Below are 16,852 nucleotides of genomic sequence, written 5' to 3' on the forward strand. Positions count from 1 at the left end.
ATGCAAGAGTTGACCCACTATATCGGCGGCGAACATGTGAAAGGCACGTCCGGCCGTTTTGCCGATGTCTACAATCCCGCCACTGGCGAGGTGCAGGCCAAGGTGCCGCTGGCCAGTCAGGCAGAGTTGGAGCAAGCCGTCGCTATCGCCGCCAAAGCGCAGCCGGCATGGGCCGCCGTGAACCCACAGCGCCGCGCGCGGGTGATGATGAAGTTCGTGGACCTCCTGCACCGCGACATGGACAAACTGGCCGAAGCCCTGTCTCGAGAACATGGCAAAACCCTGCCCGATGCCAAAGGCGACGTGATCCGTGGTCTGGAAGTTGTCGAATTCTGCATCGGCGCGCCGCACCTGCTGAAGGGTGAGTTCACCGATAGTGCGGGTCCAGGCATCGACATGTATTCGATGAAGCAACCCTTGGGTGTGACCGCTGGCATCACCCCCTTCAACTTCCCCGCCATGATTCCGATGTGGATGTGCGCACCCGCCATCGTTTGCGGCAACGCCTTCATCCTCAAACCATCCGAGCGTGATCCTTCCGTCCCGCTGATGCTGGCCGAACAGCTGGAAGAGGCCGGTCTGCCGAAGGGCATTATGCAGGTCGTCAACGGTGACAAGGAGGCCGTGGACGCCATCCTCTATGATCCGATCATCCAGTCCGTCGGCTTTGTCGGCTCGACCCCGATTGCCGAATACATCTACGGCACAGGCTGTGCGCAAGGGAAGCGCGTACAGTGTTTTGGCGGCGCCAAGAACCACATGATCATCATGCCTGACGCCGACATGGATCAAGCGGCTGATGCCCTCGTTGGCGCTGGCTATGGTGCGGCTGGTGAACGTTGTATGGCCATCTCGGTCGCCGTCCCCGTGGGTGACGACACCGCTGATCGCCTCATCGAAAAGCTGGTTCCCAAGATCGAAGCGCTCAAGGTTGGCCCCTACACCGCTGGCGATGACGTTGACTACGGCCCTGTGGTGACGGCGGCAGCTAAAGCCAATATCGAAAACCTTGTGCAATCTGGAATCGACCAAGGTGCCAAGCTGGTCGTCGATGGTCGCGATTTCAAACTGCAGGGCTATGAAGACGGCTTCTTTGTTGGCGCGCACCTTTTTGATCATGTCACCAAGGACATGGACATCTACAAGAAAGAGATCTTCGGTCCCGTTCTGTCGACCGTCCGTGCACAAAGCTATGAAGAGGCTATCGGTCTGGCGCTTGACCATGAATACGGCAACGGCACCGCGATCTTTACCCGTGACGGTGACACCGCACGTGACTTTGCCGCGCGCATAAACATCGGCATGGTCGGCATCAACGTGCCGATCCCGGTGCCGCTGGCCTACCACACCTTCGGTGGCTGGAAGAAATCGGTATTCGGCGATCTCAACCAGCATGGCCCAGACGCCTTCAAGTTCTATACGCGCACCAAAACCGTGACAGCCCGGTGGCCGTCCGGCATCAAAGAAGGTGGCGAATTCTCGATCCCTGTGATGGAATAACGTCAGCAAGGCCCACCCTCAAAGGTGGGCCTTTGCTTTGTCCATCTCTTGCCAAGCCAAGTGGCTTGGGAAAAAATATGAACGCGCGTTCATTTCTGACCGGAGATCCCGATGGATTTTGCCCTAAGCGAAGAGCAATCCGCAATCTACGATATGGCCCTCGCCTTTGGGCAGGAGCATATCGCGCCCAATGCCCGCGCATGGGAAGAGGCAGGCACAATCCCGCGGACGCTTTGGCCACAGCTTGCAGAATTGGGCTTCGGCGGGCTTTACGTCTCAGAAGATCATGGAGGCTCCGGCCTGTCACGGCTTGACGCAACATTGGTGTTCGAGGCGCTGTCGCAAAGCTGCGCCTCTGTGGCCGCATTCCTGTCGATCCACAATATGTGCGCGCGCTTGATCGAAAACTATGGCACCGAGGCACTGAAAGAGCGCCTCTTGCCGAAAGCCATCAGCATGGAGGCATTTCTTGCCTATTGCCTGACCGAACCGGGATCAGGGTCGGACGCCGCTGCGCTCAAAACCCGCGCGGAGCGCACAAGCGACGGCTACGCCCTGACCGGCACCAAGGCCTTTATCTCGGGCGGCGGCTATGCAGATGCCTATATCGTCATGGCCCGCACGGGCGACGATGGCCCCAAAGGTATCAGCGCGATTGTGCTCGAAGACGGCACTGATGGCCTCTCATTCGGTGGGCTTGAGAACAAGATGGGCTGGAAATCACAACCCACACGGCAGGTCCAGATGGACAGCGCCACCGCACCTGTAGCAAACCTCTTAGGTGAAGAAGGACAAGGGTTTACCTATGCGATGGCAGGGCTCGATGGCGGCCGGTTGAACATCGCGGCCTGTTCGCTTGGCGCAGCACAGTCGGCGCTCGACCAGACACTTGCATACATGTCGGAAAGGCGCGCTTTCGGCAAAAGCATCGACCAGTTCCAGGCCTTGCAGTTCAGGCTCGCAGATATGGAAATTGCCCTGCAATCGGCTCGCACCTTCTTAAGGCAGGCCGCTTGGAAACTGGACACCGGCGCACCGGACGCCACGAAATTCTGCGCCATGGCCAAGAAACTCTGCACAGAAACCGGTAGCGCGGTTGCGGACGGCTGCCTGCAACTTCACGGCGGATACGGCTATCTGGCAGACTACGGCATTGAAAAAATCGTGCGCGACTTGCGCGTGCACCAGATCCTCGAAGGCACAAACGAGATCATGCGCCTGATCACAGCACGGGGGATGATTGGCAAATGAGTGACCTGATCGTCAGAACCGAAGGCTATGTAGGGTGGATTACCCTCAACCGCCCTGATGCGCTGAATGCGCTGACATGGGAAATGACCCTGGAGATCGAGACAGCCTTGCGCAAATGGCGCGAGGACCCGACCGTCAAACTTGTGATCATCGACGGCGCGGGCGAACGTGCCTTCTGTTCAGGCGGAGACATCACGCAGATGTACGCCAGCGGCCGCCGGGGTGACCTCGACTATGGCCGCCGGTTCTGGCGCGACGAATACCGGCTGAACCGCAAGATCTTCATCTATCCCAAACCCATCGTGACCTTTCTGCACGGGTTCACCATGGGCGGCGGCGTTGGTGTGGGCTGTCACGCCAGCCACCGGATCGTTTGCGAGAACAGCCAGATCGCGATGCCCGAATGCTCGATCGGGTTAGTGCCCGATGTGGGCGGTTCGCTGATGCTGGCCCTTGCACCAGGGCGTGTGGGCGAGTTTCTCGGTGTCACAGGCGACCGCATGGACGCCGCCGATGCGATATTCGCAGGTTTCGCCGACAGCTATATCCCGCAGGAGAACTGGGACGCTCTCAAAACCGAGCTTGCCGAGTCCGGTGATGTCGATGTGATCACCCCCCACATCACCCCCACCCCCGACAGCCGCCTTGCCGGATGGCAGGCCGAGATCGACGCCAATTTCTCGGGCGACACATTGGGCGATATCTATCGCGCCATGCCTGCTGACCCTGGCCCTGCGGTCGCCCATGCGCAGAAACTCATGGCCCGCAATGCGCCTTTCGCAATGACCTGTGCGGTCGAGATTATCCACCGCGTCCGCAACGGGCTGCGTCTGGAAAACGCGCTCGATCAGGAATTCCGCTATACCTATCGCTGCGTGGAACAAGGCGACTTTATCGAAGGCATCCGCGCCGCGATCATCGACCGCGACCGCAACCCGCAGTGGCAACATGCCTCATGGCAGGATGTCAAAACACTCGACGTGACACGGATGCTGATGCCACTGGGCAAAGACGCATTGAAATGGGAGGACTGACCATGAAGATCGGATTTATCGGACTAGGCAACATGGGCGCACCCATGGCCGCAATCCTCGCCAAAGAGCATGACGTTGTGGGTTTTGATACCGTGGCCAAACCAGACGGGCTGACGCTCGCAGCAAGCGCCGCCGAGGCCGCAAAGGATGCCGATGTGGTCATCACCATGCTGCCCAATGGCGCAATCTTGCGAGCGGTCGCCGCCGAAATCCACACTGCGATGAAGGCGGGCGCCGTCCACCTCGATTGCTCAACCGTGGACGTGGAAAGCGCCCGCGCTGTTGCCGCCGCAGCAGAGGCCGCAGGGCTCTCCGCCATCGACGCCCCTGTCTCAGGCGGGATCGGCGGGGCCACAAACGGCACGCTCACCTTCATGGCCGGTGGACCGAAGGCCGCCTTTGAAACTGTGACACCTCTCTTTGACATCATGGGGCAAAAGGCCGTGCATTGCGGTGACGCAGGCAACGGGCAGGCCGCGAAGATCTGCAATAACATGATCCTTGGCGCCACAATGATTGCCACTTGCGAAGCTTTCGTGCTGGCCGACAAGCTGGGCCTCGACCGGCAGGCAATGTTCGATGTGGTCAGCACATCCTCGGGCTATTCGTGGAGCATGAACGCCTACTGCCCCGCCCCCGGCATCGGGCCGCAAAGCCCCGCAGACAATGACTACAAGCCCGGCTTCGCCGCTGATCTGATGCTCAAAGACCTCCGGCTTAGCCAGATGGCCGCCGAAGCTGCCGATGCCGACACACCGATGGGTCAGGCCGCCACAGCGCTTTATCAGCAATTCGTCGAAGCAGAAGATGGCGCAGGCAAGGATTTCTCGGCCATGCTCCCGCGGTTCTCAACCCGCAAACGCAGCACCTAGCCGTTTTCCGCCAATCCGCAGGCTTTGACATTGAATAACAACAGCCTTCTGCCCCATCTTTCCGCCGAACAGCGAAAAGGCAAAAGAATGACGAGAATTTTCAAATTGGCGATGGTTGCAAGCGTAGCCTTGCTGCCTGCGCTGGCCGAGGCACAAGGGAACGGAAACGGTCGTGGGAACGGGAATGGCAACGGCAATGCCCGTGCAGACAATCCTCTGAATTGCCCTCCAGGTCTTGCCAAGCGGCAACCGGCCTGTGTCCCCCCGGGACTGGCTCGCCAAGGCGTGACCACGCAACAGTATCTCGATCTCAGCGATGAGGAATGGGAACAGGCGACCACAGAGAACCCTGATCTTCTCGAAGGAAACGACCAAGACCTGGCCGCAGAGGATGGCGTCACAGGCCCATTGACCGCAGAGGAAATCGCAGACCTCTTCGGCATTGATGTTCCTGACGAAGGTCGCACCTACGGCGTGATCGACGGTCAGGTCGTTGAGCTCGGCACTGAGGACAAACTGATCTTCGATCAGGTCAAATTGCTCTCTCAGTCCGTCGAACCCGGCAACGATATCGGTGTGGTGCCGGATGTCGGGCTGACGGAAGAGCAGCTTGTTGCCATCTACAACCTTCCGCCCTCGCCAGACGGCAGCAGCTATGCTGTGATTGACGGGCAAATCTATGCAGTGCCGGAAGCCACATACGGCCTTCTTGAGGTGATCAAGCTCGCAGCGGCATTCCGCTAAGCCGCTGACCGCGCATCATTTTGCCAGAAATACTCCCGCCGGAGGCACCAGACCGTGCCACCGGCGTTGGCGTCGGATGATGACGCTATTCAGCTGCCACCTTGCCTGCTTTCAGCATCGGCTTGAGGTAACGTCCTGTGTGGCTCTCGGCGACCTCGGCAACCTCCTCTGGGGTTCCTGTTGCCACGATTAGGCCGCCACCGTCCCCGCCTTCTGGACCGATGTCGATGATGTGATCCGCCGTCTTGATCACATCGAGGTTGTGTTCGATCACGATCACAGAGTTTCCCTGATCGACCAACTCGTGCAGCACTTCCAATAGCTTGCGCACGTCCTCGAAATGCAAACCTGTCGTGGGTTCATCAAGAATATAGAGCGTCCGTCCCGTCGAGCGTTTCGCAAGTTCCTTCGAGAGTTTGACCCGCTGGGCCTCGCCACCTGAAAGGGTCGTCGCCTGCTGGCCTACCTTGATATAGCCAAGCCCCACCCGCATCAGCGCATCCATCTTTTCGCGGATCGACGGCACTGCGCTGAAGAACTGCTGCGCGTCCTCGACTGTCATATCAAGCACATCAGCAATCGACTTGCCCTTGAACTTGATCTCCAGCGTTTCGCGGTTGTAGCGCGCGCCCTTGCAGGTCTCGCAGGTGACATAAACGTCGGGCAGGAAGTGCATCTCGATCTTGATGACACCATCACCCTGACAGGCCTCACAGCGCCCGCCCTTGACGTTGAAGCTGAAACGCCCCGGCTTGTAGCCACGTGCCTTGGCCTCCGGCATACCAGCGAACCATTCACGGATCGGGGTAAAGGCCCCTGTATAGGTCGCAGGGTTCGAGCGCGGCGTGCGCCCGATGGGGCGCTGGTCAATGTCGATCACCTTGTCCAGATGCTCGAAACCCTTGATCGTCTCGCAAGGCGCAGGCGTCTGTCGCGCGCCGTTCAGTTTGACGGAGGCATTCTTGAAGAGAGTCTCAATCGTCAGCGTGGACTTGCCACCACCGGACACGCCCGACACGCAGACAAACTGCCCCAGCGGGAAATCCGCGGTAATGTTTCGCAGGTTGTTGCCAGTGGCCTTCACCACCGTCACCTTTTTGCCTTTGCCTTTCCTGCGGGTCGCAGGGACGGCAATCTCTTTCGCACCGACAAGATATTGGCCCGTGATCGACCCCTCATTGGCCATGATCTCCTGCGGGGTGCCCTTGGCCACAACCTGCCCACCATGCACACCGGCTCCAGGCCCGATGTCAAAGACGTAGTCCGCTTCACGGATCGCCTCTTCATCATGTTCGACCACGATCACGGTATTGCCCTGATCGCGCAGGTTCTTGAGCGTCGTCAGCAGGCGGTCATTGTCGCGCTGGTGCAAACCAATGGATGGCTCATCGAGCACATAAAGCACCCCTTGCAAACCCGAGCCGATCTGGCTGGCCAACCTGATCCGCTGGCTCTCTCCGCCCGAAAGCGTGCCGGAGTTGCGTGATAGAGTCAGATAGTCGAGACCGACGTTATTGAGGAAACCGAGACGCTCGCGAATCTCCTTAAGGATCGCATGTGCGATCTCGTTCTTCTGCTTGCTCAGCGCGTCCGGCACATCCTTGCACCAATCATAGGCCTCCTTGATCGACATCTGTACGACCTGACCGACGTGCAATAGGTTGTCAGGCTTGCCGATCTTGACCGCCAAAGCCTCTTCGCGCAGACGATAGCCGCCGCAGGTGCCACAGTTGCGATTGTTCTGGTATTGCTCGAACTCTTCGCGGATCCAGTTGCTGTCCGTCTCGCGATAGCGGCGTTCCATATTCGGGATCACGCCCTCGAAGGCGCGCTCCACCTGATAGACGCGCCCGCCCTCGTCATAGCGGAACTTGATCTGTTCATCGCCTGACCCGCGCAAGAAAACTTCCTGCACTTTGGGGTCAAGATCCTTCCAGCGGGCGTTCTTGTTGAAGCCGTAGTGTTTGGCAATCGCCTCGATCGTCTGCAGGAAATACGGCGACTTGCCTTTGCGCCACGGCGCCAGCGCACCATCGGCGATCTTCAGCGTCACATCGGGCACAACCAGTTGTTCGTCAAAGAACAGTTCGACCCCCAAACCGTCGCAGGACGGACAAGCTCCAAATGGCGCGTTGAAGGAAAACAGGCGCGGTTCGATTTCGGGGATGGTGAAACCTGACACAGGACAGGCGAAATTCTCCGAGAAGGTGATGCGCTCGGGATCACCCTCCTTCGGGGCGGTCTCGAGAATGGCAATGCCGTCCGCCAGATCAAGCGCGGTGCGGAAACTGTCCGCCAATCGTGTTTCGAGGCCCTCGCGCACAACGATGCGGTCCACAACCACGTCAATGTCATGGCGGAACTTCTTGTCCAGTGTGGGCGGTTCGTCCAACTCGTAGAACTGGCCATCCACCTTGACGCGCTGGAACCCCTGCTTACGCAGTTCCAGAAACTCTTTGCGGTATTCGCCTTTGCGGTCGCGGATGATCGGGGCGAGCAGATAGCCGCGCGTTCCCTCTTCCAGCGCCATGACGCGGTCGACCATATCCTGCACCTGTTGGGCTTCGATTGGCATGCCTGTGGCGGGGCTGTAAGGGGTGCCCGCGCGGGCAAAGAGCAGACGCAGATAGTCGTAAATCTCGGTGATGGTGCCGACGGTCGAACGGGGGTTCTTGGATGTCGTCTTCTGTTCAATCGAAATCGCAGGCGACAGACCCGAGATGTGGTCCACATCCGGCTTTTCCATCATGTCGAGGAACTGGCGCGCATAGGCCGACAGCGACTCAACATAGCGGCGCTGGCCCTCGGCGTAGATCGTATCGAACGCCAACGAGGACTTACCCGACCCCGACAGCCCCGTGATCACCACAAGCTGATCACGCGGAATATCCACGTCGATATTCTTGAGGTTATGCTCGCGCGCGCCGCGTACTTCGATGTTCTTCAACTCTGCCATGACGGCCCCCAGTCTGCGTTACCTCTCACATAGAGGTCGGGGCCACAGGTGCCAGCCCCGCAAAAGAACGTTTAGAGAACATACACCATTTTATTTTCCGCACCAGCCAGAAAGCAAAAGGCCCGCCGGATGGGCGGGCCTTTCTCAACCGGTTTGACCGGATCACATGTGGATCACACGGCCATAAGCATCCAGAACGCTTTCGTGCATCATTTCCGACAGTGTCGGGTGCGGGAAAACAGTGTTCATCAGGTCTTCTTCGGTGGTCTCCAGCTGGCGGCCCACAACGTAACCCTGGATCAATTCGGTCACTTCTGCGCCGACCATATGTGCACCCAGCAACTCACCTGTCTTGGCATCGAAGATTGTCTTGATCATGCCCTCAGGCTCGCCCAGTGCAATCGCCTTGCCGTTGCCGATGAAGGGGAAGCGGCCGACCTTGATGTCATAGCCCAGTTCCTTGGCTTTCGCTTCGGTATAGCCGACAGAGGCCACCTGCGGATGGCAGTAGGTGCAGCCGGCAATGGTTTCAGGTTTCACCGGATGGGCATGCTTGCCCGCGATGACTTCGGCAACCATCACGCCCTCGTGGCTGGCTTTATGGGCAAGCCATGGCGCACCGGCGATGTCGCCGATGGCATAAAGCCCCTCGACACCCGTGCGGCAGAATTCATCGGTCACCACATGGGTGCGGTCGATCTTGACGCCCAACTCCTCAAGACCCAGGCCCTCGACGTTGCCGACAATACCCACGGCGGAGATAACTGTGTCGAATTCCATCTTCTCGACCTTGCCGCCGGTCTCGATATGGGCGGTCACCTTACCCTTGGCGCGGTCCAGTTTCTTGACCATGGCCTTTTCCATGATCTTCATGCCCTGCTTGACGAATTGCTTTTTGGCAAAGGCGGAGATTTCAGCATCTTCCACTGGCAGCACACGGTCCATCACTTCGACCACTGTCGTGTCGGCGCCCAGCGTATTGTAGAAGCTCGCAAATTCGATCCCAATGGCACCCGAGCCGATGACCAGCAGCTTCTTCGGCATCCGCTTGGGCTGCAGCGCGTGCTTGTAGGTCCAGACCAGATCACCGTCGGCCTCAAGCCCTGGCAGTTCGCGTGCGCGCGCACCTGTTGCCAGAACGATGTTCTTGGCAGTTAGTTCTTCTGTGCCTTTATCGGTTTTGACGCTGACTTTACCTTTTGCGGGGATTTTGGCCTCTCCCATGACCACAGTCACTTTGTTCTTCTTCATCAGGTGACCAATACCGCCGGAAAGCTGCCCGGCGACCGCGCGGCTGCGCTTCACGACCGCATCCAGATCGTAATCCACGTTGTCAGCCTTGAGACCGAATTCCTTGGCGCGGTGCATCAGGTGGAAAACCTCTGACGAACGCAGCATGGCTTTGGTCGGGATACAGCCCCAGTTGAGGCAAATACCGCCAAGATGCTCCCGTTCGACAATCGCGACTTTCATGCCAAGCTGAGCGCCACGAATTGCGGCGACATAGCCACCTGGTCCGGCACCAATTACAATCAGGTCAAAGTTTTGCGCAGCCATGCGGGGCCCTCCAAATCGAAATTTAGTTGAACACTAAACTATTTTTGGGATGACCTCTAGTGACCATAGGTCATAACGGCTAACCGATCAGCGCAAGTGGCCCTGTTTTGCAGCCGCCTGCTGTGCGCGAATTGCCGCACCGTAGCCTCCGGCGTCGAGAAAGGCTTGCTCGGCGGCCGTTGTTTTGCGGCCCAGCGCGTCGTTGCGATAAGGAAACCGCCCGAAGTCACGGATCACGGCACGATGCGCCGCTGCATGATCTCGGTTACCGTCCCCATGTTCCGGCATACGCGTATGGATCAGGCGGACCGCCCTGTCCTGATCGCAAAGGTTCTCCGAATGCATCAGAGGCAAGTAAAAGAACTGTCTGGCCGGTTCGTCGATCTTCATATCCCAGCCACGCTCAATCGCCATTTTCGCAGCCGCGAGGGACAGATGATCAGTCGAGAATGCCACGCCGCTGTCGCGGAACATGTTGCGTGGGAACTGGTCTGTCAGAATGATGTAAGCCAGCGTGCCGGACGGATAGGTCAACCACAGCCCCAACGCCCCTTTTGTGGCTTCACGCCAGGTTCCCTCAAACCGCTCTCTGATCTTTTTATCAAAGTCAGGATCGGATCGATACCAGTCTTCCGGACCGCACTCATCAAGCCAGAACGACAATACTTCTTCGGGGCTTACCAATGCTCTGCTCCGCACCGATTAATTTAGATTAATCGATACAGAGAAAACACACCATGACAAGGAGTTACCTTGCCGCAGGGTTCACGTCATGCAACGAACTGACATCTGGCGTGAACGCGCCGCCTAACTTGTGGGCCGCTCTTCCTCTTCCTCGGCCTCGATATAGACCTCTTGGGCGAGCTCTGCTGCGATTGGGGTGGATGCTGCTGACACTGGTGCATAAGACACTTGCGAGGCCTCGATATCGTCACGGCTCCGGCGTGTGGAGCGGTAGATACCATATGCTCCAACGGCACCCATCAAAGCTGCCGTGTAAAGCCAGTATCCGCTCTCGCCAATCGCATCCATCATGAAACCAACGATCAGCGGACCTGCGATTGCGCCGACGCCATTGATAAAAAGCAAACCACCGGAGGCCGCCGCCATATCCTCGCGCTCAAGATAGTCGTTGGCATAAGCAATCACGAGCGCATAGAGCGGGTTCGACGTGCCGCCAACAATTGCGCCACTGATCACGATAGCGACATAAGAGTTCTCGACGAAGAAGGCGACCATCGACCCTGCGCCGCCGATCAGGCCAAGCCAGATAATCAACTTCCGCCGGTCGATGCGGTCAGACAACCAGCCGATCGGATACTGCAACACCAGCGCAGAGACATAGATCGCTGAAACAAAGAATGAAATCTCGGCAACCGTCAGTCCGACGCGGCTGCCATAGACGGCAGACATGCCGAACTGCGCCGAAAACACGCCTCCAAGCATGAACATACCGAAGCAGGCAAGCGGTGATGCCGCGATCAGGTCCTTGATCTTCATTGGCTTTGTCGACTCGAAAGCCGGCATCGGTTTGACCGACAGCAGCACCGGCGCAAAGGCCAGCGAAACCAGAATGGAAGGGATGATGAAAAGCACATAGCCTGACACATCGCCCTGGCTCACAATCCACTGCGCAAAGACAATCCCTGCCATCTGCGTGATCATGTAAAGCGAAAGCGCCTTGCCGCGGTTTTCATTGCTGGACGCGTCGTTCAGCCAGCTTTCTGCGGTAATGTAGAGGCCACAAAAGCAAAAGCCGATCACCACACGTCCAATGGTCCAAGCCCATGGTTCGACCAGAACAGGGTAGGAAATCAGGACTGCCGACACCATGGAGCCGAGTGCAGCAAAGACCCTCACGTGACCGACGCGTCTGATCAGTTGCGGGGTAAAACGCGAACTGAAAAGGAAACCTAGGAAGTAAGCCGACATCACAATCGACAGCGACAGCGTGCTAAAGCCTTCCACTTCGCCGCGCAGACCCAGCAGGGTCCCTTGCAGGCCGTTGCCGACCATAAGCATGAACATCCCGACGAAAAGCGCCCAAGACCCTGTGAATACCTGAACCATGACCAGCCCTCCTGACGTTTTGCGTCCTATCACACGATTCGAAACTGAATTCACCACGAGAGTGCGACCAGTGCGCGCCCGTTTGCGCCGCGTCATATCTTATGCAAGATCGCAAAAGCATGACCAAGACGCACAAAATCTATATCGGCCTCGCAGCTTTTTTCGCGCTTGGCGTTGCGATTGACTGGAACGTTTGGGACGGGCAGCCGCCAGCATGGACATGGAACGATGTCATGCAGATGATTGGCGTGATCACGCTCTGCCTTTACTGGGAAAGCGCAGATGCCATGGAAAGAGGGGCAAAACATTCCAGAGCATCGCAGCTTTGCACGATCCTGCTTCCGCCGCTTGGCACAGGCCTCTACCTCGCCCAGACACACCGCGCAACAAAAGCCGTCGTTGCTTTCTTCGCATTCTGGGGCGGTTTGGTTGCAAGCGCCTTTGTCACGGACGAGATCTGCTACAGGCTTTTATCAGCCGGCTGAGGCAACAAAAGCGATGAGTCCCCGTATGAGAAGAACCGGTATTCGTCGGCAATAGCATGGGCATAAATCGCGCGGATCGTATTCACGCCCATCAGCGCAGAGACCAGCATCATCAATGTCGATTTGGGCAAATGGAAGTTCGTCATGAGCCCGTCCGACATTTGAAACTCAAAGCCCGGCGTGATGAAGATATCTGTCGGTCCAACCCATGGCTGCATCTTGCCATCTTTCGCCGCACTTTCGATCAAGCGCATCGCTGTTGTGCCAACCGGGATGATGCGCCCCCCTGCGGCACGCGTCGCGTTCATTTCCTCTGCCGCTTGGCTTGTCACCTCACCCCATTCGGCATGCATCTTGTGTTCGCTGATGTCATCGACCTTGACCGGCAGGAATGTCCCTGCCCCCACGTGGAGCGTCACGTGGGTGAACGCAACGCCGCGCTGTTCCAATGCGTCAAGCAAAGGTCCATCAAAATGCAAGGAGGCCGTCGGTGCTGCAACAGCACCCGCGCGTTTCGCCCAGTAGGTTTGATAATCCTGCTTGTCAGCCTCATCAGCCTTCCGCTTTGCCTCGATATAGGGCGGCAACGGCATCGACCCCGCAGCAGCAAGTGCCGCGTCAAAGTCATCGCCCGTCAGATTGAAGCGCAGAACGCCCTGCCCGTCGCGGCGTCCCTCAACCGAGGCAGAGAGGTCATCGGAAAAGACAATCACCTCTCCGTCACGCACCTTTTTTAGCGGCTTGATGAGCGCGGTCCATGCGCCGTCCGACTGCGGCTCCAGCAATGTCACCTCGATCCGCGCCGCTGTATCCCCCGCCTCTCCAGACCTGTGACGGAGCCCGCTCAACCGCGCAGGGATCACCTTTGTGTCGTTCAGGATCAAACGATCACCGGGGCGCAAAATATCGGGCAGTTGATTGACGATCCTGTCCTCGATCATACCGCCCTGCGCGAGCAAAAGACGTGCGGATGAACGCGGACGCGCGGGACGGGTCGCAATCAACCGTTCAGGCAGATCAAAGTCGAAATCACTCAGTTTCATTGGGACAGTTCCGGTGCTGGCCTGCGGAAGATTTCGCGAAACATCCCTGGCGTCAGCGCTGACAAGGGATTGACGCCAACCACAGGCGCGTCAGCCGTGCCGCCAATGGTATAATTAAATCCGATCAAACCTTCCCCTCGCCGTGTCAGAAATGCGCCAAGGCCGTTCACCAGATAGAACGGCGAGACCACGCCTTGCAGATCAATCCGCTTACTGGCGAGCGTGTAGATGCCATCAAGCGAAATGCCAAGACCCGGCCCCACCGCGCTGGCCTCCGCAATGATAACCTCCGTCGGTGTGAGCCGAAATCTGGCCTCGACGCTGTCAAAGGCAAGACCTTGACCGTCAAGTTGTTGCAGCAGCCCCACGACACTGATCGCATCAAGCAGTGCCGCGATCGTCGGCGCATCCCTGACACGAATATCATCGACGGTAACGAACCCATCGAATTCGCCTGCGCCTGCGCTTGGCAGAAGCGTCAGATCGAACGCCCCGCCGACGACGGTATCGGCGAGGCCAGTGGCCCGCAAAAGATCACCGGCATCTGCACTCCGCACCCTGACGGCAGATCGCCCGTCCCGTGGTGCGACGGCCCCTGCAACTTGTGCTGCACCATTGACCTCAGCGGTGAAGTCTCCACGAAAGCCGCCTTCGCTGCGGAAGGCACCGGCAAAATTGCGCAGCGCGATACCTTCGGTCACCTGGAGACGGTCAAGACGGATATTGATAGGGCCGCTGTCACCGCCGCCTGCGCCAAAGCGGGCCGCGCGCAGATCAATCGCACCGCCAAGAATATTCACACCGACTGGCTGGCCAGCCCCGCGCCCTTGCAAGGTAATCGGCGCATCCAGCCAATTGCCGACACGCACCCTGTCGAACCGCGCCACATCAAGCTGCCCTTGCGGATCCAGGGCAATCGCGCCGGATGCCTGCAAGCCACCCCCGCCAATCTCAAGTCTGGTGACTTCAGGAACCGGCCCCAAGCGCCCTTCGATAACAAGATTGCCCGTGGTCTGCGGCCCTTTCGACCACCCCACCGCCGGTATTCCGACTGTGAGACCCGCCAAATCAGACGTCAGCGAAAACGATGGCGTGCCCTGCCCGAACTGAACCGCAAGCTCACCGCGACCCCGCCCGGCTATTGTCCCCGGCGGAAGTGCGATTCCGAATTCATCGAGAAAGTCCTGTGACAAGGCGACATTGGCCAGCACCCGGCTACCAGGCAAATCAGGATCGCCAAAGCGCTGGTCCCATGCACCGATTGCGCTGACATCTCCAACCTGCACCGGGCCGGCGATGTTCACGCCTTGCCTGCTTGCCGTCACCTGCAGGCGCGGCGCCACGAATGTGCGACCGGGCAGCAACCGCTCACTGCGGACAGATGTCAGCTCAGACGTCATCGCAACCGTGATATCTGCAGGGTCGGGGCGTGGCATCAGCGGCCACCTGATCTGCCCTTCTGTCAGTGCGCGTCCCTGCGCCACTGTGACCGGCAGATTGGCCTTGTCCATGTATTCAAAGGGCTTTTGATTGAGGATCGAGAGCGCCGCGGTGAGCGAACTGTCAATCGTCAGATCAAGCGTCGCTGGCGACGGGTTCAACCGCATATCTTCGATAATCATATGCGATCCGGCCAACGAAAGTGGTCCGCCCTGCGGGGCAAGAACGCGGCCATCCTCAAGACTGATCACAAATCTGCTGTCTTCGATACTGGCGACACCGTCAGCACCTCTGATCGGAGGGATATGGCGCAGAAACTTGATCGCCGTATCCTCAAAGGCAAACCCGACAGCGAATTGGGTCTCACGCTCTGGGGCCCGTCTGAAACCGAAAACGATATCCTCGAAGATGCCGCCACTGACATTCTTGGCAAACCAGTCACGCGACCGCGGCTTCATTGCAGGCGGCCAGAAGGCAACCATGCGTTCAGGCGTGACCTCATCCATCTCGGCGTCAAGTGCGATGTCCCAGCCAGCGTCAGTTGCCGCGATCCGGCCGTCAGCGACCAACCTGCTGTCAGCATCGCGCGCCGTGATCTGCCCGATATCCAGAACAAAAGGATTGAACCTCGCGCGGAAATCGACGGCAAGCGCAGGCAACGCCGGCGCCGTCTCATAAAAACCTGGCGGATTGATCACCACGTCCGTCAACCGCAACTGCGCAAGGATAGCGTCCGGCAAACCATCCTCAAAGGCTCGCAGATAGGCAGTCCCGTCGCCGCGCAAGCGCCCCCAGTCTGACGTGACATTCATTTCGCTAAAGCTGATCAGATCACGCACCGGGTCGAAGCTGAAATAGGCCTGCGCGTTCTCAAACCTGACAGGCGGTGTGCCGGGGTTCGGCTGAAACGCCCCTGCCCCGATCTCCAACCGCGCGTTCAATGGTCCCAACGCACCATCTTCATCCAGCACAGTGCGCATATCGGCACTGATGGGCGCGTCAATACCCTCAAGCCATGTCAAAGCGGGCGACTGCGTGGCCAGATCGCTTGCCACCGCATTGTCGAGGTTGAGGCCGATCTGTGCAGCAGCACTGCCTCGCGTGCTGGTATAGGACAAGCTCACCGTGGTCACGTCAGGGCGTCCTGCAAGCAAAGCAAAGTCGCCCCGCAACCGCGTTTGCCCATCCCTGAGGTCAAGTGAAAGACGACCACCATCAATGATCCAGCTCCGTCCGGCGCGCGCATCGTCGAAATTGATGATCACGCCTTCGGTGGTGACACGCTCCAGCGCGGCAAGGGCCGGTATCTCAAAAACGGCGTCAAACTGTTCGAGCAACTCAGGCAGGTTACGCCCCTCAGCCACATCTGATGCGCCGGTCTCGAAGGCAAACGACACCCGCCCGTCCCGCGCGCGCCTGAGGTTCACCTGCGCACCAAGCAGCCTGACCTCTTGCGGCAAAAGCTGGCGTTGCAGGATCAATCCACGCGGCGAAATAAGGCCTTCAACCACAGGGACCCGGGTCAAGGTAAGGCCATCGGCGTCTACCAGCTTCGTATCGACCAACCTGACTGTCGGATGCAGATCGCGCCCGATGCGCACCGTGATCCTGCCAAAATCGAGTGCTGCGCCTGGCAGGATCTCTTCGACCCGCTCCTCCACCCGCTCTGCGATCCAGCTTGGTGCGGTAATCTCGCGGTCGATCACCATCACAGCGGCAGCGGCAAGAAACGCCAGCGGCAAAAGCGAGACAACGAAAACGGCACGCAGCCAGAAGACCCAGGCAGGCATCACTTTGCGCTTGGGTGCAGGTTTCCGGGGTTCGTCGTCTGTTTCGTCTGCCATCTTTTATTGATCGTCGCCAATCACTCTTTATCTTCGCCTGCCACGCACTAAAACGA

Annotated in this window: 12 protein-coding genes; 6 read left to right on the forward strand and 6 right to left on the reverse strand. The window is 58.6% G+C overall.

Going from position 1 to position 16,852, the window contains the following annotated elements:
- The 5 genes from BM316_RS07320 to BM316_RS07340 all read left to right on the forward strand — a co-directional run bounded on the left by BM316_RS07320 (position 1) and on the right by BM316_RS07340 (position 5,401).
- On the forward strand, positions 1-1,500 hold the full coding sequence (locus BM316_RS07320) for a CoA-acylating methylmalonate-semialdehyde dehydrogenase (protein WP_090205859.1): 1,500 nt from the start codon (positions 1-3) through the stop codon (positions 1,498-1,500).
- Between the two features lie 111 nt (positions 1,501-1,611).
- On the forward strand, positions 1,612-2,751 hold the full coding sequence (locus tag BM316_RS07325; protein WP_090205861.1) for an acyl-CoA dehydrogenase family protein: 1,140 nt from the start codon (positions 1,612-1,614) through the stop codon (positions 2,749-2,751).
- Positions 2,748-3,785, forward strand: coding sequence for an enoyl-CoA hydratase/isomerase family protein (locus BM316_RS07330; protein ID WP_090205864.1), 1,038 nt, complete (start codon positions 2,748-2,750; stop codon positions 3,783-3,785). The genes BM316_RS07325 and BM316_RS07330 overlap by 4 nt, the downstream gene beginning before the upstream one ends.
- A gap of 2 nt (positions 3,786-3,787) precedes the next feature.
- A complete protein-coding gene (gene mmsB / locus BM316_RS07335; protein WP_090205867.1) occupies positions 3,788-4,657 on the forward strand; it encodes a 3-hydroxyisobutyrate dehydrogenase in 870 nt (289 codons plus the stop codon).
- 87 nt (positions 4,658-4,744) lie between these two features.
- Positions 4,745-5,401 (forward strand): hypothetical protein, encoded by a 657-nt coding sequence (locus tag BM316_RS07340; protein ID WP_090205869.1) that lies wholly within the window; start codon positions 4,745-4,747, stop codon positions 5,399-5,401.
- Between the two features lie 85 nt (positions 5,402-5,486).
- Here the strand turns inward: BM316_RS07340 and uvrA are convergent, their stop codons facing one another.
- The 4 genes from uvrA to BM316_RS07360 form a co-directional block, all read right to left on the reverse strand.
- Positions 5,487-8,357 (reverse strand): excinuclease ABC subunit UvrA, encoded by a 2,871-nt coding sequence (uvrA, locus tag BM316_RS07345; RefSeq protein ID WP_090205872.1) that lies wholly within the window; start codon positions 8,355-8,357, stop codon positions 5,487-5,489.
- Positions 8,358-8,519: 162 nt separating this feature from the next.
- The gene (lpdA, locus tag BM316_RS07350) at positions 8,520-9,914 is read right to left on the reverse strand and encodes a dihydrolipoyl dehydrogenase (protein WP_090205874.1); all 1,395 of its coding nucleotides are present in this window, start codon (positions 9,912-9,914) and stop codon (positions 8,520-8,522) included.
- Between the two features lie 87 nt (positions 9,915-10,001).
- Complete coding sequence (locus BM316_RS07355) at positions 10,002-10,598, reverse strand: DUF924 family protein (protein WP_090205877.1); 597 nt, start codon at positions 10,596-10,598, stop codon at positions 10,002-10,004.
- A 123-nt stretch (positions 10,599-10,721) separates the two neighbouring features.
- Entirely contained in the window at positions 10,722-11,984 is a 1,263-nt protein-coding gene (locus tag BM316_RS07360) for an MFS transporter (protein WP_090207706.1), read from the reverse strand.
- Between the two features lie 119 nt (positions 11,985-12,103).
- On the opposite strand from BM316_RS07360, the gene BM316_RS07365 reads away from it, so the two are divergent.
- Positions 12,104-12,469, forward strand: coding sequence for a hypothetical protein (locus BM316_RS07365; RefSeq protein WP_131802546.1), 366 nt, complete (start codon positions 12,104-12,106; stop codon positions 12,467-12,469).
- Here the strand turns inward: BM316_RS07365 and queA are convergent.
- Both queA and BM316_RS07375 read right to left on the reverse strand, forming a co-directional pair.
- Positions 12,445-13,512, reverse strand: a complete 1,068-nt coding sequence (gene queA, locus BM316_RS07370) for a tRNA preQ1(34) S-adenosylmethionine ribosyltransferase-isomerase QueA (RefSeq protein WP_090205883.1) — start codon at positions 13,510-13,512, stop codon at positions 12,445-12,447. The genes BM316_RS07365 and queA overlap by 25 nt on opposite strands.
- Complete coding sequence (locus BM316_RS07375) at positions 13,509-16,796, reverse strand: YhdP family protein (RefSeq protein WP_090205886.1); 3,288 nt, start codon at positions 16,794-16,796, stop codon at positions 13,509-13,511. Before BM316_RS07375 ends, queA begins: the two co-directional genes overlap by 4 nt.
- Between the last annotated feature and the right edge of the window lie 56 nt (positions 16,797-16,852).

This window comes from Yoonia litorea (assembly GCF_900114675.1).
GTDB lineage: Bacteria > Pseudomonadota > Alphaproteobacteria > Rhodobacterales > Rhodobacteraceae > Yoonia > Yoonia litorea.

Coding starts and splice junctions, on each gene's coding strand:
- BM316_RS07320 (WP_090205859.1), top strand. CDS start 1: ATGCAAGAGTTGACCCACTATATCGGCGGCGAACATGTGAAAGGCACG.
- BM316_RS07325 (WP_090205861.1), top strand. CDS start 1,612: ATGGATTTTGCCCTAAGCGAAGAGCAATCCGCAATCTACGATATGGCC.
- BM316_RS07330 (WP_090205864.1), top strand. CDS start 2,748: ATGAGTGACCTGATCGTCAGAACCGAAGGCTATGTAGGGTGGATTACC.
- mmsB (WP_090205867.1), top strand. CDS start 3,788: ATGAAGATCGGATTTATCGGACTAGGCAACATGGGCGCACCCATGGCC.
- BM316_RS07340 (WP_090205869.1), top strand. CDS start 4,745: ATGACGAGAATTTTCAAATTGGCGATGGTTGCAAGCGTAGCCTTGCTG.
- uvrA (WP_090205872.1), bottom strand. CDS start 8,357: ATGGCAGAGTTGAAGAACATCGAAGTACGCGGCGCGCGCGAGCATAAC.
- lpdA (WP_090205874.1), bottom strand. CDS start 9,914: ATGGCTGCGCAAAACTTTGACCTGATTGTAATTGGTGCCGGACCAGGT.
- BM316_RS07360 (WP_090207706.1), bottom strand. CDS start 11,984: ATGGTTCAGGTATTCACAGGGTCTTGGGCGCTTTTCGTCGGGATGTTC.
- BM316_RS07365 (WP_131802546.1), top strand. CDS start 12,104: ATGACCAAGACGCACAAAATCTATATCGGCCTCGCAGCTTTTTTCGCG.
- queA (WP_090205883.1), bottom strand. CDS start 13,512: ATGAAACTGAGTGATTTCGACTTTGATCTGCCTGAACGGTTGATTGCG.
- BM316_RS07375 (WP_090205886.1), bottom strand. CDS start 16,796: ATGGCAGACGAAACAGACGACGAACCCCGGAAACCTGCACCCAAGCGC.